The organism is Pseudomonas sp. microsymbiont 2 (assembly GCF_054788395.1).
The window spans coordinates 3,687,757-3,711,212 of the sequence record NZ_CM139112.1 but is presented as its reverse complement, the minus strand read 5'-3'; the positions used below and the strand labels follow the sequence as shown (position 1 = coordinate 3,711,212).

Genomic DNA, 23,456 nt, shown 5'->3' with positions numbered 1-23,456 from the left:
GGCTGGGCCTCGTTCTGATCGTGTGAATAGAAAAGGAGAGGGCGCAGCCGCGCCTGCGGTTGATGTTCGAGTGAAGGTGACAAGGGGGTAGCCCGCTCCCACGCCATCCGATCTCACGCCATAGTTAGCGCGGGTAACCAAGTGTCTGGGGGATCTCCTTCAGGCCTTGAGCCAGAGACTCTCGAAACGCCAGGTACTGAACAGCGAGCGCTCGGGTTGCGCGCCGCCGACGCGAGTGCTGACACCATCGAGCAGGTCGGCATAGCCCCAGATCAGCATCCCGCCGCGCTCGTACTGCACCCGCTGCGCCTGGTGCACCAGCGCCTTGCGTCGCTCGAGGTCCGGCTGGGCCATGGCCGCGAGAAACGCCGCGCTGAACTCGGCATCCTGGAAGTGGGTCTTGTTGGCCACCGCGAACGGCGCGTCGGTGTGGATCGCGCTGGCCAGGAACGGCGCGCCGATGCTGCCGCCGGTGCTCAAGGTCCAGTCGTCGCGCTGCGGGCCCTGGAAGGTCGCCAGGTCCACCTGCCGGACCTTGAGCGTCACCCCGACCCGCCGTGCCTGTTCGGCCAGCACCAGCGCCGAAGCCAGGCCCGGCCCGGGCGTGGTCACCAGTTCCACCTCCAGGTTTGCCTGCCCGGCCTCCTTCAGCAGTTGCGCGGCCCGTTGCGGGTCGTGGGGGCGTGGCCCCAGGCTGTGGTCGAAGGTTGGGTCGAACGGTGCGTACAGGTCGTTGGCCACCCGGCCCTGGCCGTTGAGGGCGCGACGCACCAGTTCCTCGCGGTCGGCCAGCAGGCGGAACGCCTCGCGCACCCGTGGGTCGTCGAACGGTGGGCGGGAGGTGTTCATGTCGAACGACAGCCAGTTGCCGCTGACCGAGGTCAGCAGGCGCAGGCGCGGGTCGGCCTGCAGCACCTGCAGGTGCTCGGTGGACAGCACGTTGGCCAGGTCGATCTGCCCGGCGCGCAGGGCGGCCAGGCGCCCGGTCTGGTCCTTGAAGTCGATGATCTCCAGCTCGTCGGCGTAGGGCTTGCCGGGCTTGAAATAGTTGTCGAAGCGGGTGAACAGCGAGCGCTGGCCGGGGGTGAAACTCTTGAGCTTGTAGGGCCCGGCACCCACCGGATTGCTCACCGGGTGATAGTCCACCGGCACGATGCCGCCGAAATTCACCCAGGTTTCCGGCAACGGCAGGTAGCTGCGTCCCTCGCGGAACCCCAGGCGCACGGTGCGCGCGTCGAGCTTGACCAGGTTGTCGCGGTCGACCCAGTGCAGCAGCGCCGCGTAGGGCGAGGCCAGTTGCGGGTCGGTGAGGCGGCGGATGGAGAAGATCAGGTCATCGGCGTCGATCGTCTTGCCGTGGTGAAATTCCAGCCCGGGCTTGAGGCGCAGGGTCCAGCTGCTGGCATCGGCGTTGGGCTCGGCGAACTCGGCCAGGGCCAGGCGCGGCTGCATCTGCTCGTCCCATTCCCACAGCTTGCTGTACAGCGCGAAGCCGCGCACGATGCCGCCGCCGATGGGCTTGTGGGCATCGAGGTTGCCGGCCTGGTTGCCGTCGATGATGCCCAGGCGCAGGCGCCCGCCATGGCGCGGTTGCTCAGATGCCGCACCAGCCGGGGCGGCATCTGGGCCGCAACCGGCCAGCAGGCCGCCGGCGAGAATGCCGGCGCTGCCGAGCAGGCGCCGGCGGCTGATCGGGTAACCGTCCGTGGCCATGGCGTCAGGCTCCGTTGGCGGCGTGCAGCTGCACGGGCGGGGTGGCTGGGCGGGCGAGCGGGGCGCGTTGGTCGCGAAAATGCGGCAGGATGTGTTCGCCGAGGCGGTAGGCCTCTTCCAGGTGCGGGTAGCCGGCGAGGAAGAACAGGTCGATGCCGATGGCATGGTATTCGCGGATCCGCGCCACCACGTTTTCGTGGCTGCCGACCAGGGCGCAGCCCGGCGGGATGCCGATGTAGCCGAAACCGGTCCACACGTTGGGGTGGATGAAGAAGTCGTCGAAGGCCCGCGCTTCGCCCTGGTCGGCGTATTCGTGCTCGTAGCTCAGCTTGCGCGCGGTGCGCAGCCCGGCATGGGCGGCGCGAGCCTTGGCCGTGCCCTTGGCCACGCCTTCGTCGAAGAAGCGCTTGGCCTCTGCCAGCGCGGCCTCCTCGGTGTCGCGGGTGATGACATCGATCGACAGGCCGAAACGGATATCGCTGCGCCCATGCTTCAAGGCGCGTGCGCGGATGTCGGCGATCAGCGCGGCGATTTCGTCGGGGTGCTCGGCACGCATCAGGTAGAAGTCGGCGTGCCGGGCGGCGAACTCCCGCGCCGCCTCGGACGAACCCGCGGTGCAGATCAGCGGCAGCTCGGCCTTCTTCAGCGGCCCGCGCAGGCCACCGCCTTCGGCGTTGTAGTAGCGGCCCTGGTAATGGAAGTCAGGGTTGTGCCAGTAACCGCGCACCACGTCCATGAACTCGGTGGCGCGGGCGTAGCGCTCATCATGCCCTTCGAAGTCGCCGACCTGGCGCTGGATCGCGTCCGAGCCGCCGTTGATGATGTTCCACACCAGCCGGTTGCCGGTGGCTCGCTGGTAGGTGGCGGCCTGCTGCACCGCTACCCAGGGCGTGTAGTGGTAGGGCTGGAAGGCGGTGACGAACTTCAGCGTGCGGGTCTCGCGGGCCAGCAGCGAGCATACCGTCCACGGCTCCTCGCCGGTCGGCGCGTTGACCATCAGCGCACCGCCGAAGCCGTTGATCTCGGCGGCGCGGGCCACCTGGCCGAGGTAGTCGATGTAGCTGAAGTGATCGCCCACGGCGAAGCCCGAGACGGCCCCGGTGCTGGGGCCGCCGGCATGCCAGTCGCCGCGGTTGCGCGGGTCGCCCGGGAGGAACTGGGTCTCGCCGTGCAGCGGCAGGCGGGTGAAGAATTCGAGGCTCATGGTCGCGCTCCTGGCTTACTGGACACTGGGGTTGCAGATCGGGGTGACAGGCTGGCCGCTGATGACCTGGCGGGCGAACGGGATCGAGTCCCGGAGCGAGGCGTTGACTGTCTCGCTGTGGCCCAGGCCCTTGTACAGGTGGCCCTGGACCACGGAGCCGGCCTTGCAGGCATCCTGCATCAGGGCCACCTGGGTGCTGGCGGCGGGGGTCTTGTCCTCGGCGCCGGTGCCGATGAAGATCGGTTGCGCCAGCTTGAGGGTGGGGTACGACACCTGGGCCAGCCAGGCCTTGAGCTGGTCGCCCTGGTAGTCCTTCTTGGCATTGGCCGGGGTCAGCCCGCTGCCGACCACATCGCTGACCAGGGCGGACAGGCAACTGCTGCGCGCCTGCTCGAACAGCGGCAGGGCCTTGTCGGTGTAGAAGTCACGCGGGTCGATGCTCGGGTCGTACTGCTGCGCCGCCAGCAGGGTGTAGAAACCGTAGGCCAGTGCCGGATCGACCTTGTTCACATCCTGCTCGCCGACGTTCTTCGCGCCGATGGTGTAGATCACCCCGGTGCCGATGCTGCCCTTCACCCCCAGGTCCGGCGCGTAGGTGGCCGCATAGGCGCCCGCGGCGAAGGCCCCGGCGCCGCCTTGTGACTGACCGACGATCAGCACCTTGTTGGCCAGGCCCGGCACGCCGGCGACCACGGCCTTTGCCGCGTCGAGGATGCCGTAGGCGGCCATGCGGTTGTTCAGCAGCGGGTGGCCGCCGGGCACGCCCAGGCCCTGGTAGTCGGTGGCGACGATGGCATAACCCTCGGCGAGCCAGCGGTCGAGGTACTGCACGTCACGGTACGAGCGACCGGCCCAGGACGGCGCGCAGATATCGGCGACGCCCACGGTGCCATGGCCCCAGCTGGCCACCGGCCAGCCGCTGGCGGGCGCCTTGCCCTTGGGGATGAACAGCGCGCCGGAGACCACGATTGGCGTCTTGCCGTCGATGCCGTCCAGCGAGGTGTAGAGGATGCGTTGCGCGCTGGCGGCGTTGGGCAGGCTCAGGGCGCTGTCCAGCGGCTCGCTGCGCAGCAGCTTGCCGGGGGTGGTCGGGATGGCCTTGCTCCAGGTGTAGAAGGCCGAGACCCGGCCGTCGCCCTGTTGCGGGTCGGGCTTGGGGGTGAAGGTGTCGGCGGCCACGGCGGCGATGGACAAGGCCAGGGCCGACAGGCCCAGGGCGAATGAGACGGGCAGTTTCATGGGCGGATCTCTTGATCAGTGTTGGCTGAGCTGGGCGTCGAGGGACGGCCAGTAATGGGTGAGCTGCAGGTCGCTCAGGGCCTGGCGGGTGAAGCCGGTGGCCAGGTCCGGGCCGATGTCGTAGGGCGTGCGGATCAGGCGGTTGTCCAGGGCGTAGCGGGCCAGTGCCTGGTAATGGGCCTTGAGCTGGGCATCGCTCTTCGGCGCCCAGCGCGCCTGCCAGGCCACCGGGTCGTCCTGGTCGTCGCGGCGCAGCACGCTCTCGGCCACGCCCGCGCGGGACGACAGCTTGTAGTAGGCGTCGCGGTTCTGCTCCTGGGAGATCCACCAGGCGGCCTTGACCCAGGCGGTGGCCACCAGTTGGGTGAGGTCGGCGTGTTGCTCGACGAAACGGTCGGTGGCCCACAGGTCCGAGACCAGCCGCCAGTCGTCGGCGCCTTGCTTGGTCGACCAGAGGATGCGCGCCACGCCCTTGTCTTCCAGGGCATAGGCCTCGTTGAGCAGCACCGCCGCATCCACCTTGCCCGCCGATACCGCCGCCGCGCCGACCTGCGGGTTGAGGTTGGCGATCTTGAAGTCGCTCAGTTGCAGCCCCTGGCTTACCAGGAAGTTGCTGAAGGCGAACTCCCATGGCCGGCCACGGTGCAGGGCCAGGCGCTTGCCCTTGAGGTCCTGGATGCTGCGGGCGCTGGAGTTGGCCGGCACCACCAGGTACACGTTGTTGCCGCTGCCACCGGGCACCACCAGCTTGCCCGGCACGTTGCCGGCGCCGGCGATCACCGAGGGCAGGTCGCCGCGCACGGCGAAGTCCAGGCTGTCGTTGCTGAAGCCTTCGTTGATCTGCGGCCCGGCGCCGGCGTGGGGCAGGGCGACCCAGTCCAGGCTGATGCCGCGCTGGGCCAGTTGCTGGGCGAGCCAGCCATCCTCGATCACCCGCCCGGGGATGCCGCCGAACACCGGCACGCCCCCCTGGGTGAAGGCGACGATGGCAATGCGCACGGATTTGGGCGGCTCGCTGGCCCAGGTGGTGAGGCTCAACAGCAGGCCGAGCAGAGCGAGGCCATGGCGGCAGAGGATTTTCATGATGTTGCGCTCCCGACAGTGTGCGGGCCGCGTGCTTGAGCGGCCCAGGCGTTTGTCAGGGCGGAGCGAAATGCATGCCAGGGTGCTGCTGGCAGGGCTGCAGGCCTTGTGCGGCAAGGGTTACGCGCTACAGCGAAGGTATTGTCGCGCGGTTCGAGGTGCTGATCGGCAGGCAGGCCGTTGCTGGCGGGTTGCTGCTCCAGCAGCAATGCAACGGTTGGTTTCTTTTATATTCACTTATCGAATATATAAATATTTATTAATAATTTTTCGGTCTAAATTGTTTCATGCACTATGAGGGCGCGCACACACTGCCAGGAATGCCCCCATGTCGCTGATTACCCATCCCAATGCCCGCGAGCTGACCAAATCCGTGCGCGCCACCGTGCTCGTGTTCAAGGACCCGCGCTCCCAGGAGCTGCTCAGCCGCATCGAGCGCCTGGCTCCCAGCGAAGCCAACACCCTCATCATCGGCGAGACCGGCACCGGCAAGGAGCTGGTGGCCCGCCATATCCACAACCTCAGCCGCCGCCATCGCGAGCCTTTCGTCGCGGTGAACTGCGGCGCCTTCGCCGAGACCCTGGTGGAGAGTGAGCTGTTCGGCCACGAGAAGGGCGCCTTCACTGGTGCCACCTCGAACAAGGCCGGCTGGTTCGAGGCCGCCAATGGCGGGACGCTGTTTCTCGACGAGATCGGCGACCTGCCGCTGAACATGCAGGTGAAGCTGCTGCGGGTGCTGCAGGAGCGTGAAGTGGTCAGGCTCGGCTCGCGTACCCCGGTGCCGATCAACGTGCGCCTGGTGGCGGCGACCAACGTCAACCTGGCCGACGCCGTGGTGGCCGGGCACTTTCGCGAAGACCTGTTCTACCGCCTGCACGTGGCGACCATCCGCCTGCCGCCGCTGCGCGAACGGCCGGGAGATATCCTGCCGTTGGCCGAGTTCTTCATCGAGGAGCATTGCCGGCGCCTGGGCTACGAGCGCGCCAGCCTGAGCATGGAGGCCGAGCGCAAGCTGCTGGCGCACAGCTGGCCGGGCAACATCCGCGAGCTGGAGAACGCCATTCACCATGCGCTGCTGGTGTGCCGCCAGCAGCAGGTGGCGCCGGGCGACCTGCACCTGGTGGACATGCGCCCGCAGGCGCTGGGGCAGCCGGAAGTGGCCGGGTTGCCGGCGCCGGGCGCGGTGGCGCCGGTGAGCCTGGAAAGCGCCTTGCTGGCGTTGTTCGAGCAGAACATCCCCGACCTGTACGAGCATATCGAAGAGACCGTGTTCCGGGCGGCCTACCGGTATTGCCATGGCAATCAGTTGCAGACCGGACGGTTGCTGAACATCAGCCGCAATATCGTGCGGGCGCGGTTGGAGAAGATCGGGGAACTCGGAGGGCGCTGAGTGGGGTGGCAAATGACAACAGCCATACACGATTCCTGTAGGAGCGGCCTTGTGTCGCGAAAGGGGTGCGAAGCGCCCCCAGGATTTATGCCTCAAGCTGATATCGTCGGGACTGCTTCGCAGCCCTTTCGCGACACAAGGCCGCTCCTACAAGATTCGTGGATGGCTTGGGGTATCGTTACACGTCTGCCGGCTGCTCGACTTCATCCACATAGGATTCGAAGAACCAGTCGGGAATCTCCTCGTTACGGTATTCCAGCTGCACGCCATCGGTGATTTCCGCCAGCCACACCGCGCTCTGGCCGGAGTTGTCGAACACGTAGGCTCGATGGCTGGCGGCGATGGCCTCGGGCAGCAGGTCCAGGGAGCGCTCGTAGCGTTTGCGCACCAGATCGTCCCTGACCGGATGCCCGCCAGCGCGCACACGAATGGCGACCCGCTCGATATTGATCCGCGGGTTTTCGGTCGAGACGAAGTAGAGGTAGGTGCGATAGCCCTGGGCCTGGGCTTGGCGCATGAATTCGATCTTGCTCGGGTGCGACATGACGCTTTCGAAGGTGAAGCTCTGCTTCGCCTCCAGCAGGCGCTGGCGAATGAAATCGGCGATCACCGAGGCGAAGTACGAGTCCACCGGCACTGCCCGATAGTCGATCCGGTTGTCGAGCAGTCGCAGGTGCCGGGCCTGTGCAACCAGCTGCCGGGATGCGATCAGATGATGCTCGAGATGGAACGTCAGTAGTTCGGCCAGGGTGGCCTGAATGCCGAACGGGGTGAGGTCGATGAAGCCGGTGTCTTTCGCTTCGTGCTCGAGCTCGTCGGCATTGACGAAAAGACGTGTCAGCGCCGCAGGCAGGCTGGCCTTGATGGTGCTCTTGCCCGAGCCGTTGGGCCCCGCGAAGACACGCAGCCTAGGCACGCCCGCCGGCCGTTTCGTCATCGACCCTGCGCACGCTGATCACCTCGCCGACCCGGACCTTGCGCCGGGGGCCGGCCTTGCCCAGCACGGTTCGGGCACCATCGGCCCCGACGCGCACCAGTTCGCCTTCATCGACACACAGGACGCCGCCCTGATTGGCCTGCAGGGCACGCAGATAGGCCGAATGCGTGGCCTCGCTGGCGTGCAGGGGGATCTGTTGCTCAAGGGCATCGAGGTCTCGTTCGGAGACTTTCTTCGCTTTTGCTGCCATCGCTGGACACCTCCGCGCAAGGCGAAACCGCTTGCGCACGTGGGAGGCATCATAGCGCCGACACTGTAAAAAGGCATCAAGGAGGGTCATCGGGCTGTCCTGGAGTGGAGTTGCCATGCAGTCTGGCACGATGCTGCCCTCACTGTTTCCCAGGTCCGCGTAGTCTGTCTCCTAAACCTGAAACGGGGCCGTCGAGCGGCCCCGCAGATCCGGCGTCGCCCCTCAGAAGCCGAAGTCGCTCAGCCCTGGGTGATCGTCCGGGCGGCGCCCCAGCGGCCAGCGGAACTTGCGCTCGGCTTCGCTGATGGGCTGTTCGTTGATGCTGGCGTGGCGGTTGCGCATCAGGCCGTCCTCGGCGAACTCCCAATTCTCGTTGCCGTAGGCGCGGTACCACTGGCCGCTGTCGTCGCGGTACTCGTAGGCGTAGCGCACGGCGATGCGGTTGTCGGTGAAGGCCCAGAGTTCCTTGATCAGGCGGTACTCCAACTCGCGGTTCCACTTGCGAGCAAGGAAGGCCTGGGCCTGTTCTCGGCTGCTGCAGAACTCGACGCGGTTGCGCCAGCGGGTGTCGAGGGTGTAGGCCAGGGCCACCTTGGCGGCGTCGCGACTGTTCCAGCCGTCTTCGGCCAGGCGCACCTTTTCGATGGCGGTTTCACGGGTGAAGGGGGGCAGGGGGGGACGGGGCATCGTGGTCGTTCCTTGCGGGGAGTGGGTTTGCAGAAGCGAGATTAGACCCGTCGCCGGACTGGGAGAATCGGTGCGCCGGGCACTTCATAATTGTCCTCGGAGGAACAATCCGGGCGGGAGTGCCAGGCCGGGCTGTCTATAGTTACCCCCAGACCCTTGCTGGAGCCCAGCCATGACCCTGATCAGCCGCGAACCCTGGTGGCTCGTCCCGCCCAAGCCCGGGCAGACCGAGCAGGACCTGCACTGGGGCTACCTGGAAATCTACGCTGATGGCCGTACGGTGTTCGTCGACCAGCGCCCCAGTGACCGGGAGCTGGCCGAGCGCAAGAGTTGCCGCAATTTCCCCGACGCCGACAAACGCTGAGTCAACCTTCGAGCTGGGCCAGGCGTGCCTCCAGAGCCGTCACCCGCGCCTCCAATGCTTCGATGCGCTCGTCCGCCGCGCTGGTGGAGCGGCTGCCGCCGTCCTGCTGGCGGGCGGCGAGAATCGCCTCGATCTCGGCCGGGTCGCCCAGGGCGTGGGTGTAGCGGTCTTCGCGTTGGCCGGCCTGGCGTGGCAGGTGTATGGCCAGTTGGCGTGAAATCAGACGCTCGAGCTGGTGCTGGACCTGATCGACGTCCTCGAAGGCGTACAGGCGGTTGCTGCGGGTCAGCAGCTCGCTGAGGGTCTGTGGGCCGCGCAGGAACATCAGCCCCATCAGCACCAACTGTGCCGGCACCAGCTCCAGCGCCTTGTCCACCCGTTGCTCCCAGCGGTCGGCGCGGCTGCCCATCTGCAGGCGTGCCATCTCCTGGTTCTCAAGGCTGCGCAGGGCCTGGCCGACTTGGCCGGGGGAGAGGTTCATGACGGGTTCGCGGCTGGTCTTCTGGTTGCAGGCCAGGACCAGGGCATTGAGGGTCAGGGGGTAGGTTTCCGGGCTGGTGGCCTGCTTCTCGATCAGCGAACCGAGCACGCGGATCTCGATGCTGCTGAAACGGCCTTCGCCGATGGTTTCGTGTTCTGACATGGCCCTGTCTCATTGCGAGGAAAAGGCCACTAGCCTAGGTAAAGCGCCGGGCTTAAGCAATCGCTGGTCAGAACGGGGCCGCAGGGCGGCCCCGGCAATCTCAGGCGCCGCGCCGCTCCATGGCCTGGCACGCCGCCGCGGTGAACAGCACGTCGGTGGAGGAGTTCAGCGCGGTTTCCGCCGAATCCTGCAGCACGCCGATGATGAAGCCGACCGCGACCACCTGCATGGCGATCTCGCTGGGGATGCCGAACAGGCTGCAGGCCAGCGGGATCAGCAGCAGCGAGCCGCCGGCCACGCCCGAGGCGCCACAGGCGCACACGGCCGCCACCACGCTGAGCAGCACCGCGGTCGGCAGGTCCACCGGGATGCCCAGGGTGTGCACGGCGGCCAGGGTCAGCACGGTGATGGTGATCGCCGCGCCGGCCATGTTGATGGTCGCGCCCAGCGGAATCGACACCGAGTAGGTGTCCTCGTGCAGGCCGAGCTTTTCCGACAGCGCCAGGTTGACCGGGATGTTGGCTGCCGAGCTGCGGGTGAAGAACGCGGTGATACCGCTTTCACGCAGGCACAGCAGGGTCAGCGGATAGGGGTTGCGGCGGATTTTCCAGAACACGATCAACGGGTTCATCACCAGCGCCACGAACAGCATGCAGCCGATCAGCACCGCGAGCAGGTGCAGGTAGCCGAGCAGCGCGTCCAGGCCCGATTGCGCGAGGGTGGCGCTGACCAGGCCGAAGATGCCCAGCGGGGCGAAGCGGATCACCACGCGCACGATCAGGGTCACGCCGTTGGACAGGTCCGCGACCACGGTACGGGTGGTTTCGCCGGCGTGGCGCAGGGCGACGCCCAGGCCGACGGCCCAGGTCAGCACGCCGATGAAGTTGGCGTTGAGCAGTGCGTTGATGGGGTTGTCCACGGCGCTGAGCAGCAGATTCTGCAGCACTTCACTGATGCCACCGGGGGCGCTGAGCGTGGCTTCGCCGCTGGTCAGCGCCAGATTCGAAGGGAACAGCATGCTCGCCGCCACGGCGACTGCCGCGGCAGCGAAGGTGCCGAGCAGGTACAGCCAGAGGATCGGGCGGATATGGGTTTCCTGGCCGTGACGGTGGTTGGCGATCGAGGCCATCACCAGGATGAACACCAGCACGGGTGCCACGGCCTTCAGGGCACTGACGAAGACCTTGCCGAGGAACCCCAGGTCGCGGGCCACGGCGGGGGCGAGCAGGGCCAGGGCGATGCCGGCCACCAGGCCGATGCAGATCTGCGTCACCAGGCCGGTGCGGTTGATGAGGCGGAGAATGGGGGTCATGTGCAGCGCAATCCAGTTACGTGAAAGGGCGCGACTTTACCACAGACCCATGGGGCATATCGCGGCGGCGGGCCTACCAGTGGAACAACTCCCGCCGCGCGCCTTCGGTGATCGCCAGGATCCCCGGGTGCTTGACCTTGCGCTCCACCGAAATGGCGTAGAACGACTCGTTCACCGCCTCGGTCTGGCCGATCAGCCGCACGCCGCACTGCTTGCAGACCTCCTCGGCGATCACGCTGGGGGCGACGAAGATGCCGCTGCCTGACTGGCCGAAGGCCTGCATCAATGCGCTGTCATCGAATTCGCCGACGATCCGCGGTTGCACCTGCTGCTCGGCCAGCCAGCGTAGCAGGCGGCTGCGCACCACGGTTTCCGGGCCGGGAACCAGCAATGGCGCGTCGTCCAGGCAGGCGGGGAAGGGCTTGTTCAGCCGTGCGGCGAGCATGGGCGTGGCGAAGAAGCTCAGGCCACATTCGCCCAGCTTCTGGCTGTAGCCCTTGATATCCAGGTGGCTGGGCATCGGACTGTCGGAGATCACCAGGTCCAGGCGCTGGATCGCCAGGTCCGCCAGCAGGCGCTCGAGCTTGTCTTCGCGGCAGTTGATGCGCAGCACCTCGTCCAGCTCCATGGTCGGGGCCAGCAGGCGATAGACGATGGACTTGGGCACCACGTCGGCCACCCCGACGCGAAACAGGATCTGCTCCTGCGGACCGGCCCTGAGCATGGCTTCCAGCTCCCCGCCGATCTGGAACATCTGCTCGGCGTAGACCAGCGCCTGGCGGCCGGTCTCGGTCAGTTCCAGCTGGCGCCCGACACGTTGGAACAGTTCAAGATTCCAGGTCTGCTCGAACAGGCTGATCTGGCCGCTGATGGTCTGTGGGGTAAGGTTCAACTGCTCACTGGCGCGGGCGATGCTGCCGGTCTTGGCCACAGCCCAGAAGTAATGGAGCTGACGGTAGTTGAGCATGTTGCTTCCATATTCGTAAAAACCGAAGTATACACGCTGAAAATACGAATTTTCCGGATGTTTCAGGCGCTCTAGAATGCGACCCCATCAGGCGCATCGAGCGCCGCCGGAATTCGACAAGCGAGGACCCCATGCTACAACTCAAATCCATTGGCACACCGTTGGTGCTGGCACTGGCGCTGTTCGCCATGTCTGGTTGCGACCAGGCCGAGAAATCCGCCCAGCAGATGCTCGACCAGGCTGCGGAAACGGCCAAGCAGGCCATCGACAAGACCAACGATGCGGCTCAGCAGGCCCTGAGCGACGCCATCGGCAGCGATGCCGAGAAGGCCAAGGCCGAAGAAGACAAGAAAGACACCCAGGACATCTGAGAGCAGGACTGACCAATGGAATATTTGCTGGAACTCGCCGCAAGCCCCACCGCCTGGGTTGCCCTCGCCACCCTGGTGGCCATGGAGGTCGTGCTGGGCATCGACAACCTGATCTTCATCTCCATCCTCACCAACAAGCTGCCCGAGCAATACCGCTCCAAGGCCCGCCGTATCGGTATCAGCATGGCCCTGGTCATGCGCCTGGCGCTGCTCAGCACCGTGGCCTGGATCGTCCAGCTGACCGAGCCGGTGATCGAGGTGTTCGGCCACACGTTCTCGTGGAAGGACATGATTCTCATCGCCGGTGGCCTGTTCCTGCTGTGGAAGGCGACCAAGGAGATCCATGAAAGCGTCGACCCCCATGGCGCCAAGGAAGAGTCCAAGGTCGGCAGCACCGTGACCATCGGTTTCACCGCGGCAATCTTCCAGATCCTGCTGCTGGATATCGTCTTCTCGATCGACAGCATCATCACCGCCGTGGGCATGACCGAGCACCTGCCGATCATGATCATCGCCGTGATCAGCGCCGTGATCGTGATGCTGGTGGCCGCCGACCCGCTGGCCAAGTTCATCAACGACAACCCGACCGTGGTGATGCTGGCCCTGGGCTTCCTGATCATGATCGGCATGACCCTGATCGCCGAAGGCTTCGGCGCCCATGTACCGAAGGGTTATGTGTATGCCGCGATGGCGTTCTCGACCGCGATCGAGATCCTCAACATCATGGCGCGCCGGGCGCGCTTGAAGCGTGAGGCGGCCGAGGGGCACTGAGCTGCACGCTGCAAGTGAAAAGCAAGAGGAAGCCTAGGCTTCCTCTTTTCGCTTATGGCTTGGCGCGTGTCGCTGTCGTCAATGCGCCCCGGCATGCCGACGGACACGGCGCATCGGCTTGGCCAGGGCCTGGGGTGGCAGATGGTGAGGGTGTGAATGCCGGCGCACGATGCGCAGCACGCCCCAGAGCATGGCCGCCGCGACGCTGAGCCACATGCCGACCAGCAGGAGTATTGCCATTGTCAGGCTCATGTGTGCCTCCTTCTCTCTGGCGAGCCGGGCTCGCCATCCAGACACAGCTTCAGTCTAGCCTGTCGGCTGTGACGTTCCATTGACCGAAGGTCTAGTCCTTGGGCCGTTTCGTTCCAAGCCCGCGCCGGGCTATACCCGCAGGCGCCGGCGTCCTATGATCGGGGCTCTTGGCCGGGCGCTGCCTGCCTGGCCGCGGAACAAGCGAGTGCCCAAGTTGCAAAAGTTCCCCATGTTTCGGGCCTTCGGCCCACGCCGCCTGCTGGCCGCCTGCCTGCTGGCCGCGACCCTGTCCGGCTGCGCCAGCGCCCCACCTGCCACGCTCAAGGGGCTACCGCAGCGCGTCGAGCTCAGCAGCGTGCCGTTCTATCGCGGCAACGCCAACCACAGTGGCTCGATGGCCTTGGCCGCGGTGCTGTCGCAGCGAGGCGCGCCGATCACCCCAGGCCTGCTCGACAAGGCGCTGGGCCTGCCCAAGGCTGTCGAGTCGCTGGACACCGGCATTCCCCGGGTAGCCCGCGAGTACGGTCGGGTGGTCTACCCGCTGGACAAGCACCTGGACGCGCTGCTCGCGCAGGTGGCCGCCGGGTATCCGGTGCTGTTGCGTTATCAGGAAGGTTCGGCGTGGTGGAGCGAGCCGCGCTATGCCGTGCTGATCGGCTACGACCGCTACAAGCAGCGGGTGCTGCTGCGTTCGGGCATGCATCGGCGCCAGTTGATGGCGTTCGATGATTTCGAGTCGGCCTGGGCCAAGGAGGGCAACTGGGCGGTGCTGCTGCAGTCGCCACGGCAACTGCCGGCCCAGGTCGATCGCCAGCGCTGGTTGCAGGCGGCGGATGAACTGGCCCGTGCGGGGCAGGAGATTGCGGCGAAGCAGGCGGTCACCAGCCTCGGGCACTGAGGCCGAAATGATCGCGGGGCAAGCCCGCTCCCACGATTCGTCGTGGGAGCGGGCTTGCCCCGCGATGGATTCACATCAGAAGCCCAGACGATCGCGCAGGCTGTAGTACCAGGCACCGATGGCACTGAACGGCACGCGCAGCATCTGCCCACCCGGGAACGGGTAGTGCGGCAGGCCGGCGAACGCATCGAAGCGCTCGGCCTGGCCGCGCAGCGCCTCGGCCAGCACCTTGCCCGCCAGGTGGGTGTAGGTGACGCCGTGGCCCGAGCAGCCCTGCGAGTAGTAGATGTTGTCGCCGATCCGGCCGACCTGCGGCAGGCGCGACAGGGTCAGCAGGAAGTTGCCGGTCCAGGCGTAGTCGATCTTGACGTTCTTCAGCTGCGGGAAGGCCTTGAGCATCTTCGGACGGATGATCGCCTCGATGTTCGCCGGGTCACGCGCGCCATAGACCACGCCGCCGCCGAAGATCAGGCGCTTGTCGCTGGTCAGGCGGTAGTAGTCGAGCAGGTAGTTGCAGTCCTCGACGCAGTAGTCCTGCGGCAGCAGGGTACGGGCCAGTTCGTCGCCCAACGGCTCGGTGGTGATCACCTGGGTGCCGCATGGCATGGACTTGGCGGCCAGTTCCGGCACCAGGTTGCCCAGGTAGGCGTTGCCGGCGACGATGATGAACTTGGCGCGGACCTTGCCTTGCGGGGTGTGCACGACAGGGTTGGCGCCACGCTCGATGCGCACGGCCGGGGTCTGTTCATAGATGATGCCGCCCAGCGACTCGACTGCGGCGGCTTCGCCCAAGGCCAGGTTCAGTGGGTGGATGTGGCCGCCGCTCATGTCGAGCATGCCGCCCAGATAGTTGTCGCAGGCCACCACTTCGCGGATCCGCTTCTGGTCCATCAGCTCCAGCTGGGTGTGGCCGAAGCGCTCCCACAGACGTTTTTGCGATTCCAGGTGACCCATCTGCTTGCTGGTCAGCGCGGCGAACACGCCACCGTCCTTCAGGTCGCACTGGATGTTGTACTTGGCCACGCGCTCACGGATGATGCGTCCGCCCTCGAAGGCCATCTGGCCCAGCAGTTGCGCCTGCTTGGGGCCGACGGTGCGCTCGATGACGTCGATGTCGCGGCTGTAGCTGTTGACGATCTGGCCGCCGTTGCGACCCGAGGCACCGAAGCCGACCTTGGCGGCCTCGACGACGCTCACCTTGAAGCCGTTCTCCAGCAGGAACAGGGCGCTGGACAGGCCGGTGTAGCCGGCACCGATGATGCATACATCGGTTTCCACCTCACCCTGCAGCGCCGGACGTGGCGGCACCGGGTTGGCCGAGGCGGCGTAGTAGGACTGGGGGTAGGGGGTGTTAGCCATGCTCGAGGAACCTCGTGTTTTATATTTTTAACGAATGTACCGATGCTATCAATAATAATAAACACCCGCTAGTCGTCCGGTGAAAATCCCTGACAGACGCCCAGTTCCCGGTCGCGCTGCAAATATTTTTAATATTCAGTAGGTTAGCGTGAAAAAAACAGTTGACACTGCTCTTGGAGCGCGTAGAATGCGCCCCACACGACAGGCACATAGCTCAGTTGGTTAGAGCACCACCTTGACATGGTGGGGGTCGTTGGTTCGAGTCCAATTGTGCCTACCAAACATCGAGAAGGGCGATCCGCAAGGATCGCCCTTTTTGCATTCCGGCCCTGTGCAAAGCTTCAGGTCATGCGCAATTCCCGTGGGATCGATGTTCCACGGACCATCTGAACAGAGCTCGCATTAAGCTGTTGCGCAAAGTTTTTGATTTTTTTGAAAAAAACGCTTTACAGGTATGCGATTGATCTCTAATATGCGCACCACACGACAGGCACATAGCTCAGTTGGTTAGAGCACCACCTTGACATGGTGGGGGTCGTTGGTTCGAGTCCAATTGTGCCTACCAAACATCGAAAAGGGCGATCCGCAAGGATCGCCCTTTTTGCTATGGGTTTCTCGGACGAAAACGAAGAAGGGGCGCGATGCGCCCCCGAATGAGTCTCTATACCGCGCCGTCCAAGGCTCTCGCCGTGGCCTTGCCGCGTCCGCCGAGCCACACCAGCAGCAATCCTCCCGCCGCCAGCAGCCCACCGGCCATCGGCACCGCGGCGTAGCCCAGGTTCATGCTGATCACGGCCCCGCCCAGCGCGGCGCCCACCGCATTGCCCAAATTGAACGCGCCGACGTTGATCGACGAGGCCAGCCCCGGCGCTTCGACGGCGGCGATCATCACCCGCATCTGCAGTGGCGGCACCACGGCGAAGGTGAACACGCCCCAGACCAGCAGGGCAATCGCCGCGCCGATGTGGCTGCCCAGCACCAGCGGCATCAGCAGCATGATCGCTGCCAGGGTCGCGAGGAAAATCCGTGCCGCGCCATCCAGCGACCAGTCCGCCAACTTGCCGCCCAGGCTGTTGCCGAGGGTGAAGCCGACCCCGATCAACACCAGGCCAAGGGTGACGAACGCGTCGGAAGCGCCCGTCAGTTCGGCAAGTACCGGGGCGACATAGGTGTACAGGGTGAACATGGCGCCTGCGCCGAGTACGGTCGTGGCCATGGCCAGCAACACGTTGGGGCGGGCGATCACCGCGAGCTCCTTGCGCACGTGAGGCACGCTGCCGCGTTCACCCTTGGGCAGGGCATACCACAATGCGGCGATGGCCAGCACACCGAGCACGGCAGTACCGGCGAAGGCCATGCGCCAGCCGATCTGCTGGCCCAGCCAGGTGGCGGCCGGCACGCCGCCGATGTTGGCAATGGTCAGGCCCATGAACATGGTGGCGATGGCGCTGGCCTGCTTGTCCTTCGGCACGACACTGGCGGCAACCACCGCGCCGAGACCGAAGAAGGCGCCATGGTTGAGGCTGGTGATCAGGCGCGAGGCCAGCAGGGTGTAGTAGTCCGGCGCGAGGGCCGAGAGCAGGTTGCCGACGGTGAAGATGCCCATCAGCATCATCAGTGCGGCGCGCTTGCCGAAGCGGCTGAACAGCAGGGTCATGATCGGTGCGCCGACCATCACGCCGATCGCATAGGCGGTGATCAGCATGCCAGCGCTGGGGATGCTGGCGTCGACGCCTTCGGCGATGACGGGCAGCAAGCCCATGGGGGTGAATTCCGTGGTGCCGATGCCGAAGGCGCCGATGGCCAGGGCGAACAGGACCCGTTTGGGGGAAAGCGTGCTCATCGGGAGCTCCGTGTTGTGATCGGTGGCTGGGTTTCAGGTGCCGTGCGGATCCGCACGGCACCGGCGGTAGCAATCAGTCCCAGTTCGGCGCCAGGCCATCAGGGCTGACTTCGCGGCCGTTGCGCTCCAGCGTGGCGATGCGTGCCATGTCGTCGGCGTCCAGGTGCAGGTCACGGGCCAACAGGTTGCTGGCCAGGTTTTCGCGCTTGGTGGACGACGGGATCACCGCATGGCCCAGTTGCAGGGCCCAGGCGAGGGCAACCTGGGCGACGGTGGCCTGGTGCTTGGCGGCGATCTCGGCCAGCAGCGGGTCCTTCAGGACCTTGCCGTAGGCCAGGGTCATGTAGGAGGTGGTGGTGATGCCTTGCTCCTTCAGGAAAGCGGTCAGCTTGCTGTTTTGCAGGTACGGGCTGAGTTCGATCTGGTTGGTGGCGATCTCGCCCTGGCCTACCGCTGCAATCGCCTGGCGGGTCAGCTCGATATTGAAGTTGGAGATGCCGATCTGGCGAGTCAGCCCCAGTTTCTTGGCTTCGGCAAGGGCTAGCATGAACTCGTTCAATTCGACGCCGTTGCCAGGCGCTGGCCAGTGGATCAGCAGCAGGTCGACGTAGTCGGTGCGCAGCTTGGCCAGGCTGTCGCGCAGGCTCGGGATCAGTTTGTCGGCGGCGTAGTTGTCGACCCAGATCTTGGTGGTGATGAACAGTTCGCCGCGTGGCACGCCGCTTTCGGCGATGGCTTGCCCGACTTCGGCTTCGTTCTTGTAGATCTGCGCGGTGTCGATGGCGCGATAGCCCAGCTCCAGGGCCGACTTGACCGAATCGATGACGACCTGGCCGGTGAGACGGAAGGTGCCAAGGCCAAAGGATGGAATGCTCATGAATCTGCTCCTGGTGGATGGTTTGAGATCGGACCTTCGACAGGATGGCGCGGGTTCGATCGAGTGGGTGCAGTTTGAGGGGTTGGCGTGTTTTGATTAAGAGGCCGATGGGCCAAGGTCCTTTGACTTTAAGTCAATAGTTCATGCATGGCTTGTGAGCGAAATCGAAGCAATCGACCAATGAGCAAGGACGGCTAGGCGCGGTCCGGTGAGAATCGACGAACCTGCGGCTGATCGTATTTCCAGGAGCAAGCGAACTTGCCAGTCAATGCCCTCTACCAGCAGCGCTTCGCTGCCGTGCTCGCCTATATCGAAAACAACCTCGAAGGGGACCTGTCGGTGGAGGCCCTGAGCGCCGTGGCGCACTTCTCGGCGTTTCATTTTCATCGGCAGTTCAGTGCCTATGTGGGCGTGCCGGTTGCCCGTTATGTGCAACTGATGCGTCTGCGCCGTGCCGCGCACCGGCTGGTCGGTCGACCTGGCTACTCGGTGCTGGACGCCACGCTGGAAGCTGGTTTCGAAAGCCCCGAGGCGTTCAGCAGGGCGTTCAAGCGGGCCTTTGGGCAAGCGCCCGGTGGATTCAGGCGCCAGCCCGACTGGCAAGTATGGAATACGGTGTTTGCCATCCCTCATTTTTCCAGGAGCATCACCATGCAGGTACGAATCGTCGATTTCGCCTCCGTCCGTCTCGCCGCGCTCGAGCATCGTGGGCCGCCCAGTCAGGTCAGCGAGACCGTGCGGCGTTTCATCGACTGGCGCATGAGCAGCGGGCAATCGCCCGTGGCCAGCAGCCGCAGCTTCGGCATCCCTTACAACAACCCCGACACCACCGCGCCGGAAGATTTCCGTTTCGCCATTTGCGGGGAGATTCACGAGGCCGTGGCGCCGAACACCTCGGGCGTGCGGGAACTGAGCCTGCCGGGCGGTCGCTGCGCGGTGGTGCGGCATGTGGGCTCGCCGGACCATATTGGCGAGACGATCTACCCGCTCTATCGCGACTGGCTGCCTGCCAGTGGTGAGGAGTTGCGCGATCATCCGCTGTTCTTCCATTACCTGAGCATTCACCCGCAGACTCCGCTGGAGCAGTGGCAGACGGATATCTACGTGCCGTTGCGCTGAGCTGTTCATGAATGTGCGAGGGGCGTGCAGCCGCCTGCTCCCGCAGGGGTACTGGCCGCCAAATGAAACGACCCGCCAGTTGGCGGGTCGTTTCATTGTCGCGCATGACGATCAGCGGCGGCGGAACAGCGGCAGCGGTTCGTCGGTGGCGCCCTGGTAGGTCACCGAGAAGTCCTTCAGGCTTTGCAGCGCGTCTTCCGGGTCCTTGTCGGCGCGGATGGCGAATGCATCGAAGCCGCATCGCGCCATGTAGAACAGCTGGTCGCGCAACACGTCACCAATGGCGCGAAGTTCGCCTTTGAACTTGTAGCGGTCACGCAGCAGGCGCGCGTTGGAGTAGTTGCGCCCGTCGGTGAAGGCCGGGAAGTTCAGGGCGATGACCTGGAAGTGCGCGACGTCCTCGCCGATTTCCTCGGCTTCCTCGTCGCTGTCCAGCCAGATGCCCAGGCCGCCGTCGCGGGCCTTGAGCAGGCTCGGATGATCGCGCCACAGCTGCAGCGGCACGATGTAGTCGTCGCAGTTGGTCAGCTCGTCGATCGACACGTCCTTGGGCAGCAGGTGCCAGGTTTCGTCGACGATCTGGTTGTTCTTAATGATTCGCTGCATAGACGCGTTCCTTGAAAGGGTCGATGCCGATCCGCTGGTAGGTGTCGATGAAGCGCTCGTCTTCGGTGCGCTGCTCGACGTACACGCTGATCAGTTTCTCGATCACGTCGGCCATGTCGTCCTGGGCGAAGGAGGGCCCAAGGATCTTGCCCAGGCTGGCATCGCGCGCGGCATTGCCGCCCAGCGAGACCTGGTAGAACTCCTCGCCCTTCTTGTCCACGCCAAGAATGCCGATGTGGCCGACGTGGTGGTGGCCGCAGGCGTTCATGCAGCCGGAAATGTTCAGGTCGAGCTCGCCGATGTCGAACAGGTAGTCCAGGTCGTCGAAGCGACGCTGGATGGATTCGGCGATCGGGATCGACTTGGCGTTGGCCAGCGAGCAGAAGTCACCGCCCGGGCAGCAGATGATGTCGGTCAGCAGACCGATGTTCGGGGTGGCGAAGCCTTGCTCGCGCAGTTCCAGCCAGAGCGCGTGCAGCTGGCGCTGCTCGACGTCGGCGAGAATGATGTTCTGCTCGTGGGACGTGCGCAGGTAGCCGAAGCTGAAGCGCTCGGCCAGGTCGGCGACGGCGTCCAGCTGCTTGTCGGTCAGGTCGCCCGGGGCGACGCCGGTGGGCTTGAGCGACAGGGTGACGGCGACATAGCCTGGCTGCTTGTGCGCGCGGGTATTGCGCGAACGCCAGCGGGCGAAGCCGGGGTGCTCGGCATCCAGGGCGGCGTAGTCGACGTTGTCCAGGGCCAGGTACTCGGGGTCGACGAAGTGGCGGGCGACGCGCTGCACCTCGGCCTCGGTCAGGGTGGTGCTGCCGCCGCGCAGGTGAGCCATCTCGGCCTCGACCTTTTCGGCGAACACTTCCGGCGTGAGGGCCTTGACCAGGATCTTGATCCGCGCCTTGTACTTGTTGTCACGGCGACCGTAACGGTTGTACACCCGCAGGATGGCGTCCAGGTAGCTGAGCAGGTCCTGCCAGGGCAGGAACTCGTTGATGAACGAGCCGACCACCGGGGTGCGGCCCAGGCCGCCGCCGACCAGCACGCGGAAGCCCAGCTCGCCAGCTTCGTTGCGCACCGGCTCCAGGCCGATGTCATGCACTTCGATGGCGGCGCGGTCGTCCTTCGAGCCGTTGACCGCGATCTTGAACTTGCGCGGCAGGTAGGCGAATTCCGGGTGGAAGGTGGTCCACTGGCGCACGATCTCGCACCATGGGCGCGGGTCCACCAGTTCGTCTGCGGCGACGCCGGCGAACTGGTCGGTGGTGACGTTGCGCAGGCAGTTGCCGCTGGTCTGGATGGCGTGCATCTGCACGGTGGCCAGCTCCGCGAGGATCTCCGGGATGTCCTCCAGTGCCGGCCAGTTGTACTGCACGTTCTGGCGGGTACTGATGTGCGCGTAGCCCTTGTCGTAGTCACGGGCGATCTTCGCCAGCATGCGGACCTGGCGCGCGTTCAACTGGCCATAGGGCACGGCGACACGCAGCATCGGCGCGAAACGTTGGATATACAGGCCGTTCTGCAGGCGCAGAGGGCGGAATTCTTCTTCGCTCAGCTCACCGGCCAGGTAGCGGCGGGTCTGATCACGGAACTGCTTGACGCGGTCCTCGATGATCCGCTGATCGTACTCGTCGTATACGTACATATAAGTCCTGTCTCAGGCTGCATGCAGCTAATCGCGCGCACGGCCGCGCACTCCGGGTCGGAGCGGGGGAACGATAGCAGAGTGGGTTTATGCGCTAAAGTGATGTTTTTGCATATGAAAAGAACCATTTGGACTAAGTGAGACTGACTGGCATTTGTCCGCTTCAGGGGGTTGCATGGCTATAATCCGGCGTTTGTACCGCAGGGATGTAACGGCATGCTCAAGGCCTTGTGCCAGAGCCTGTGCTTGAGTCTGCCGCTGGCGGCGAGCGCACAGGCCGCTTCGGTGGTGTTTCTCAATCCGGGCTATTCCAACGAAACCTTCTGGGTTGACTATTCGCGTTTCATGCAGGCCGCCGCGACGGACCTGGGCATGGACCTGAGCGTGCAGTACAGCGAGCGCCGCGCCGATCTCGCCCTGTCCCAGGCCCGGGCGGTGCTGCAGGGCGCGCGGCGCCCGGACTATCTGGTGCTGGTCAATGAACAGTACGTGGCGCCGGAGATCATCCGTCTTTCCCATGGCAGCGGGGTCAAGCTGTTCCTGGTCAACAACGGCCTGACCGACAGCCAGGCCAGCAGCATCCAGGCGCAGCCGCAGAAGTACGCCCAGGTGCTTGGCACGCTCACCGGCAACGACGAGGAGGCCGGCTACCAGATGCTCGGCGCGATGATCGCGCAATTGCCGGCGACGACCGAGCGCGTGGAGCTGCTGGCCTTTGCCGGGGTCAGCACCACGCCGGCCTCGCGCTTGCGCGAGCAGGGCATGCGCCGGGCGCTGGCGGAGCATCCGCGAGTGCATCTGCGGCAGGTGGTGTATGGCGGCTGGAGCCGTCAGCGGGCTTTCGAGCAGGCGCAGATGCTGCTGCAGCGTTATCCGGACACCAAGCTGGTGTGGTCGGCTAACGATGAGATGGCGTTCGGCGCCATGCGGGCGTTCGAGGCCGCTGGCAAGGTGCCAGGGCGCGATGCGCTGTTCAGCGCGGTCAACAGCTCGCCCGAGGCCTTGCGCGCACGCATCGATGGCCGCTTGAGCGTGCTGATGGGCGGCCACTTCCGCCTGGGTGGCTGGGCCATGGTGATGCTGCATGACGATGCCCAGGGGCTGGCGTTGGATCGTGGCGGCCTGCGCCAGCATCGCGTGCCGGCGTTGCAGTTGATCGACCCGGTCAAGGCGCGCCGTTGGTTGCGATTGCTGGAGCAGGATGACTACGGCATCGATTTTCGGCGCTACAGCGCCGAGGGGCGCAAGGCTGACTTTCGCTACCCGTTTCTCACGTCACCCGTCGACTTATTGAAAGACCCTGCTTGAGCGAAGGGCATTGCTGGACTTAACTGCTGCTTGAAGTGCATTCCCATAAACACTACAAGAGGCAATGCAATGGGAAACTCTACCAAGGTCCGCAAAGCTGACAGCAGCGTCGATGCCTGGGCGATCCTGTGCCTGATCGTGCTGGTGGTGGTCACTGCCGTGTATTGGGTCAGCCATCAGTAGCGGATACTGCTTCAGACCGTGAAACACACCTGAACCGCCCGCGGAAGGGATATCCGCGGGCGGCTTGCCTTTATCTGCGCGTGCTAGCGCGCCGTCAGGTGCATCGCCAGTTGCACCAGCCCGATCAGCACCAGGATGAACACCAGGGTGAACAGCGTGCCCATCACGATGAAGTGGCTGGCCTTGCCGTAGGTGAAGTCGCGCGCGCGGTTCTTGCCGCTCTGCACGCCGAAGGCGGCGGCGAGGATGCTTTGCAGCATCTGCCAGAAGGTGGGCGGTTTGCCCGAGTTGCGGTCGTCCATGAGTGGCTCCTTGGTCAGAGGCAATCAGGGACAGTGTAGGTAATCTCGAGAGGAATGCCGCCGTGGTGGGAGCGGCGGTGCGCCGATGCGACTTGCCCCGCGATGGCGGTGGACCGGCCATCCGGGGCAAGCCCGCTCCCAC

24 protein-coding genes and 2 tRNA genes are annotated in these 23,456 nt (G+C 65.2%); 9 read left to right on the top strand and 17 right to left on the bottom strand.

What is annotated here, in order from left to right:
- Positions 1-159: 159 nt before the first annotated feature.
- From ACYUME_RS16645 to ACYUME_RS16630, 4 genes are read right to left on the bottom strand one after another with little or no spacing between them, the layout of a single operon-like run.
- Positions 160-1,713 (bottom strand): ABC transporter substrate-binding protein, encoded by a 1,554-nt coding sequence (locus ACYUME_RS16645; RefSeq protein ID WP_460415819.1) that lies wholly within the window; start codon positions 1,711-1,713, stop codon positions 160-162.
- A 4-nt stretch (positions 1,714-1,717) separates the two neighbouring features.
- Positions 1,718-2,917, bottom strand: coding sequence for an LLM class flavin-dependent oxidoreductase (locus ACYUME_RS16640; RefSeq protein ID WP_460415817.1), 1,200 nt, complete (start codon positions 2,915-2,917; stop codon positions 1,718-1,720).
- 15 nt (positions 2,918-2,932) lie between these two features.
- Entirely contained in the window at positions 2,933-4,156 is a 1,224-nt protein-coding gene (locus ACYUME_RS16635) for a lipase family protein (protein ID WP_460415816.1), read from the bottom strand.
- Between the two features lie 15 nt (positions 4,157-4,171).
- A complete protein-coding gene (locus tag ACYUME_RS16630; protein WP_460415814.1) occupies positions 4,172-5,239 on the bottom strand; it encodes an ABC transporter substrate-binding protein in 1,068 nt (355 codons plus the stop codon).
- 328 nt (positions 5,240-5,567) lie between these two features.
- Here ACYUME_RS16630 and ACYUME_RS16625 point away from each other — a divergent pair, with 328 nt between their 5' ends.
- Positions 5,568-6,629, top strand: coding sequence for a sigma-54 interaction domain-containing protein (locus ACYUME_RS16625; protein ID WP_460415813.1), 1,062 nt, complete (start codon positions 5,568-5,570; stop codon positions 6,627-6,629).
- A gap of 178 nt (positions 6,630-6,807) precedes the next feature.
- Here ACYUME_RS16625 and ACYUME_RS16620 read toward each other — a convergent pair whose 3' ends face one another.
- The 3 genes from ACYUME_RS16620 to ACYUME_RS16610 all read right to left on the bottom strand — a co-directional run bounded on the left by ACYUME_RS16620 (position 6,808) and on the right by ACYUME_RS16610 (position 8,503).
- Positions 6,808-7,566 (bottom strand): zeta toxin family protein, encoded by a 759-nt coding sequence (locus ACYUME_RS16620; RefSeq protein ID WP_460415811.1) that lies wholly within the window; start codon positions 7,564-7,566, stop codon positions 6,808-6,810.
- Positions 7,538-7,816 carry a hypothetical protein gene (locus tag ACYUME_RS16615; RefSeq protein ID WP_279887523.1) on the bottom strand — a complete coding sequence of 93 codons (279 nt, stop codon included), beginning with the start codon at positions 7,814-7,816 and terminating at the stop codon, positions 7,538-7,540. The genes ACYUME_RS16620 and ACYUME_RS16615 overlap by 29 nt, the downstream gene beginning before the upstream one ends.
- Positions 7,817-8,038: 222 nt before the next feature.
- Complete coding sequence (locus ACYUME_RS16610; protein ID WP_279887521.1) at positions 8,039-8,503, bottom strand: nuclear transport factor 2 family protein; 465 nt, start codon at positions 8,501-8,503, stop codon at positions 8,039-8,041.
- Between the two features lie 172 nt (positions 8,504-8,675).
- Here ACYUME_RS16610 and ACYUME_RS16605 point away from each other — a divergent pair, with 172 nt between their 5' ends.
- The gene (locus tag ACYUME_RS16605) at positions 8,676-8,867 is read left to right on the top strand and encodes a hypothetical protein (RefSeq protein WP_279887519.1); all 192 of its coding nucleotides are present in this window, start codon (positions 8,676-8,678) and stop codon (positions 8,865-8,867) included.
- A gap of 1 nt (position 8,868) precedes the next feature.
- On the opposite strand, the gene ACYUME_RS16600 is transcribed toward ACYUME_RS16605, so the two are convergent.
- From ACYUME_RS16600 to nhaR, 3 genes are all read right to left on the bottom strand, one after another.
- On the bottom strand, positions 8,869-9,510 hold the full coding sequence (locus tag ACYUME_RS16600; protein ID WP_460415809.1) for a YceH family protein: 642 nt from the start codon (positions 9,508-9,510) through the stop codon (positions 8,869-8,871).
- 100 nt (positions 9,511-9,610) lie between these two features.
- On the bottom strand, positions 9,611-10,822 hold the full coding sequence (sstT, locus tag ACYUME_RS16595; RefSeq protein WP_279887515.1) for a serine/threonine transporter SstT: 1,212 nt from the start codon (positions 10,820-10,822) through the stop codon (positions 9,611-9,613).
- 73 nt (positions 10,823-10,895) lie between these two features.
- The gene (nhaR, locus tag ACYUME_RS16590; protein WP_460415807.1) at positions 10,896-11,789 is read right to left on the bottom strand and encodes a transcriptional activator NhaR; all 894 of its coding nucleotides are present in this window, start codon (positions 11,787-11,789) and stop codon (positions 10,896-10,898) included.
- A 131-nt stretch (positions 11,790-11,920) separates the two neighbouring features.
- Here nhaR and ACYUME_RS16585 point away from each other — a divergent pair, with 131 nt between their 5' ends.
- Positions 11,921-12,160 carry a hypothetical protein gene (locus tag ACYUME_RS16585; protein WP_460415805.1) on the top strand — a complete coding sequence of 80 codons (240 nt, stop codon included), beginning with the start codon at positions 11,921-11,923 and terminating at the stop codon, positions 12,158-12,160.
- A 15-nt stretch (positions 12,161-12,175) separates the two neighbouring features.
- Positions 12,176-12,931: a TerC family protein gene (locus tag ACYUME_RS16580; RefSeq protein ID WP_279887509.1), complete on the top strand. Its 756-nt coding sequence runs from the start codon at positions 12,176-12,178 to the stop codon at positions 12,929-12,931.
- 78 nt (positions 12,932-13,009) lie between these two features.
- On the opposite strand, the gene ACYUME_RS16575 is transcribed toward ACYUME_RS16580, so the two are convergent.
- The gene (locus ACYUME_RS16575; protein ID WP_279887507.1) at positions 13,010-13,183 is read right to left on the bottom strand and encodes a hypothetical protein; all 174 of its coding nucleotides are present in this window, start codon (positions 13,181-13,183) and stop codon (positions 13,010-13,012) included.
- Between the two features lie 154 nt (positions 13,184-13,337).
- Between ACYUME_RS16575 and ACYUME_RS16570 the strand changes: the two genes are divergently transcribed.
- The gene (locus tag ACYUME_RS16570; protein ID WP_460415804.1) at positions 13,338-14,081 is read left to right on the top strand and encodes a peptidase C39 family protein; all 744 of its coding nucleotides are present in this window, start codon (positions 13,338-13,340) and stop codon (positions 14,079-14,081) included.
- A gap of 75 nt (positions 14,082-14,156) precedes the next feature.
- Here ACYUME_RS16570 and ACYUME_RS16565 read toward each other — a convergent pair whose 3' ends face one another.
- Positions 14,157-15,440: an NAD(P)/FAD-dependent oxidoreductase gene (locus ACYUME_RS16565; RefSeq protein ID WP_279887503.1), complete on the bottom strand. Its 1,284-nt coding sequence runs from the start codon at positions 15,438-15,440 to the stop codon at positions 14,157-14,159.
- Positions 15,441-15,643: 203 nt separating this feature from the next.
- Between ACYUME_RS16565 and ACYUME_RS16560 the strand changes: the two genes are divergently transcribed.
- Positions 15,644-15,720, top strand: a tRNA-Val gene (locus ACYUME_RS16560).
- A gap of 208 nt (positions 15,721-15,928) precedes the next feature.
- Positions 15,929-16,005, top strand: a tRNA-Val gene (locus tag ACYUME_RS16555).
- 96 nt (positions 16,006-16,101) lie between these two features.
- Here the strand turns inward: ACYUME_RS16555 and ACYUME_RS16550 are convergent.
- On the bottom strand, positions 16,102-17,283 hold the full coding sequence (locus ACYUME_RS16550) for an MFS transporter (protein WP_279887501.1): 1,182 nt from the start codon (positions 17,281-17,283) through the stop codon (positions 16,102-16,104).
- 73 nt (positions 17,284-17,356) lie between these two features.
- Positions 17,357-18,160, bottom strand: a complete 804-nt coding sequence (dkgB, locus tag ACYUME_RS16545) for a 2,5-didehydrogluconate reductase DkgB (protein ID WP_460415803.1) — start codon at positions 18,158-18,160, stop codon at positions 17,357-17,359.
- A 258-nt stretch (positions 18,161-18,418) separates the two neighbouring features.
- On the opposite strand from dkgB, the gene ACYUME_RS16540 reads away from it, so the two are divergent.
- Positions 18,419-19,279 carry an AraC family transcriptional regulator gene (locus ACYUME_RS16540; protein ID WP_460415802.1) on the top strand — a complete coding sequence of 287 codons (861 nt, stop codon included), beginning with the start codon at positions 18,419-18,421 and terminating at the stop codon, positions 19,277-19,279.
- Positions 19,280-19,390: 111 nt separating this feature from the next.
- Here the strand turns inward: ACYUME_RS16540 and ACYUME_RS16535 are convergent, their stop codons facing one another.
- Positions 19,391-19,885: a DUF934 domain-containing protein gene (locus ACYUME_RS16535; protein WP_279887496.1), complete on the bottom strand. Its 495-nt coding sequence runs from the start codon at positions 19,883-19,885 to the stop codon at positions 19,391-19,393.
- The gene (locus ACYUME_RS16530; RefSeq protein ID WP_279887495.1) at positions 19,869-21,521 is read right to left on the bottom strand and encodes a nitrite/sulfite reductase; all 1,653 of its coding nucleotides are present in this window, start codon (positions 21,519-21,521) and stop codon (positions 19,869-19,871) included. The genes ACYUME_RS16535 and ACYUME_RS16530 overlap by 17 nt, the downstream gene beginning before the upstream one ends.
- 216 nt (positions 21,522-21,737) lie before the next feature.
- Between ACYUME_RS16530 and ACYUME_RS16525 the strand changes: the two genes are divergently transcribed.
- Positions 21,738-22,829, top strand: a complete 1,092-nt coding sequence (locus tag ACYUME_RS16525) for an ABC transporter substrate-binding protein (protein WP_460415800.1) — start codon at positions 21,738-21,740, stop codon at positions 22,827-22,829.
- Positions 22,830-23,095: 266 nt separating this feature from the next.
- Here the strand turns inward: ACYUME_RS16525 and ACYUME_RS16520 are convergent, their stop codons facing one another.
- A complete protein-coding gene (locus ACYUME_RS16520; protein WP_279887491.1) occupies positions 23,096-23,314 on the bottom strand; it encodes a DUF2970 domain-containing protein in 219 nt (72 codons plus the stop codon).
- Positions 23,315-23,456: the final 142 nt, after the last annotated feature.

Coding starts and splice junctions, on each gene's coding strand:
- ACYUME_RS16645 (WP_460415819.1), bottom strand. CDS start 1,713: ATGGCCACGGACGGTTACCCGATCAGCCGCCGGCGCCTGCTCGGCAGC.
- ACYUME_RS16640 (WP_460415817.1), bottom strand. CDS start 2,917: ATGAGCCTCGAATTCTTCACCCGCCTGCCGCTGCACGGCGAGACCCAG.
- ACYUME_RS16635 (WP_460415816.1), bottom strand. CDS start 4,156: ATGAAACTGCCCGTCTCATTCGCCCTGGGCCTGTCGGCCCTGGCCTTG.
- ACYUME_RS16630 (WP_460415814.1), bottom strand. CDS start 5,239: ATGAAAATCCTCTGCCGCCATGGCCTCGCTCTGCTCGGCCTGCTGTTG.
- ACYUME_RS16625 (WP_460415813.1), top strand. CDS start 5,568: ATGTCGCTGATTACCCATCCCAATGCCCGCGAGCTGACCAAATCCGTG.
- ACYUME_RS16620 (WP_460415811.1), bottom strand. CDS start 7,566: ATGACGAAACGGCCGGCGGGCGTGCCTAGGCTGCGTGTCTTCGCGGGG.
- ACYUME_RS16615 (WP_279887523.1), bottom strand. CDS start 7,816: ATGGCAGCAAAAGCGAAGAAAGTCTCCGAACGAGACCTCGATGCCCTT.
- ACYUME_RS16610 (WP_279887521.1), bottom strand. CDS start 8,503: ATGCCCCGTCCCCCCCTGCCCCCCTTCACCCGTGAAACCGCCATCGAA.
- ACYUME_RS16605 (WP_279887519.1), top strand. CDS start 8,676: ATGACCCTGATCAGCCGCGAACCCTGGTGGCTCGTCCCGCCCAAGCCC.
- ACYUME_RS16600 (WP_460415809.1), bottom strand. CDS start 9,510: ATGTCAGAACACGAAACCATCGGCGAAGGCCGTTTCAGCAGCATCGAG.
- sstT (WP_279887515.1), bottom strand. CDS start 10,822: ATGACCCCCATTCTCCGCCTCATCAACCGCACCGGCCTGGTGACGCAG.
- nhaR (WP_460415807.1), bottom strand. CDS start 11,789: ATGCTCAACTACCGTCAGCTCCATTACTTCTGGGCTGTGGCCAAGACC.
- ACYUME_RS16585 (WP_460415805.1), top strand. CDS start 11,921: ATGCTACAACTCAAATCCATTGGCACACCGTTGGTGCTGGCACTGGCG.
- ACYUME_RS16580 (WP_279887509.1), top strand. CDS start 12,176: ATGGAATATTTGCTGGAACTCGCCGCAAGCCCCACCGCCTGGGTTGCC.
- ACYUME_RS16575 (WP_279887507.1), bottom strand. CDS start 13,183: ATGAGCCTGACAATGGCAATACTCCTGCTGGTCGGCATGTGGCTCAGC.
- ACYUME_RS16570 (WP_460415804.1), top strand. CDS start 13,338: ATGATCGGGGCTCTTGGCCGGGCGCTGCCTGCCTGGCCGCGGAACAAG.
- ACYUME_RS16565 (WP_279887503.1), bottom strand. CDS start 15,440: ATGGCTAACACCCCCTACCCCCAGTCCTACTACGCCGCCTCGGCCAAC.
- ACYUME_RS16550 (WP_279887501.1), bottom strand. CDS start 17,283: ATGAGCACGCTTTCCCCCAAACGGGTCCTGTTCGCCCTGGCCATCGGC.
- dkgB (WP_460415803.1), bottom strand. CDS start 18,160: ATGAGCATTCCATCCTTTGGCCTTGGCACCTTCCGTCTCACCGGCCAG.
- ACYUME_RS16535 (WP_279887496.1), bottom strand. CDS start 19,885: ATGCAGCGAATCATTAAGAACAACCAGATCGTCGACGAAACCTGGCAC.
- ACYUME_RS16530 (WP_279887495.1), bottom strand. CDS start 21,521: ATGTACGTATACGACGAGTACGATCAGCGGATCATCGAGGACCGCGTC.
- ACYUME_RS16525 (WP_460415800.1), top strand. CDS start 21,738: ATGCTCAAGGCCTTGTGCCAGAGCCTGTGCTTGAGTCTGCCGCTGGCG.
- ACYUME_RS16520 (WP_279887491.1), bottom strand. CDS start 23,314: ATGGACGACCGCAACTCGGGCAAACCGCCCACCTTCTGGCAGATGCTG.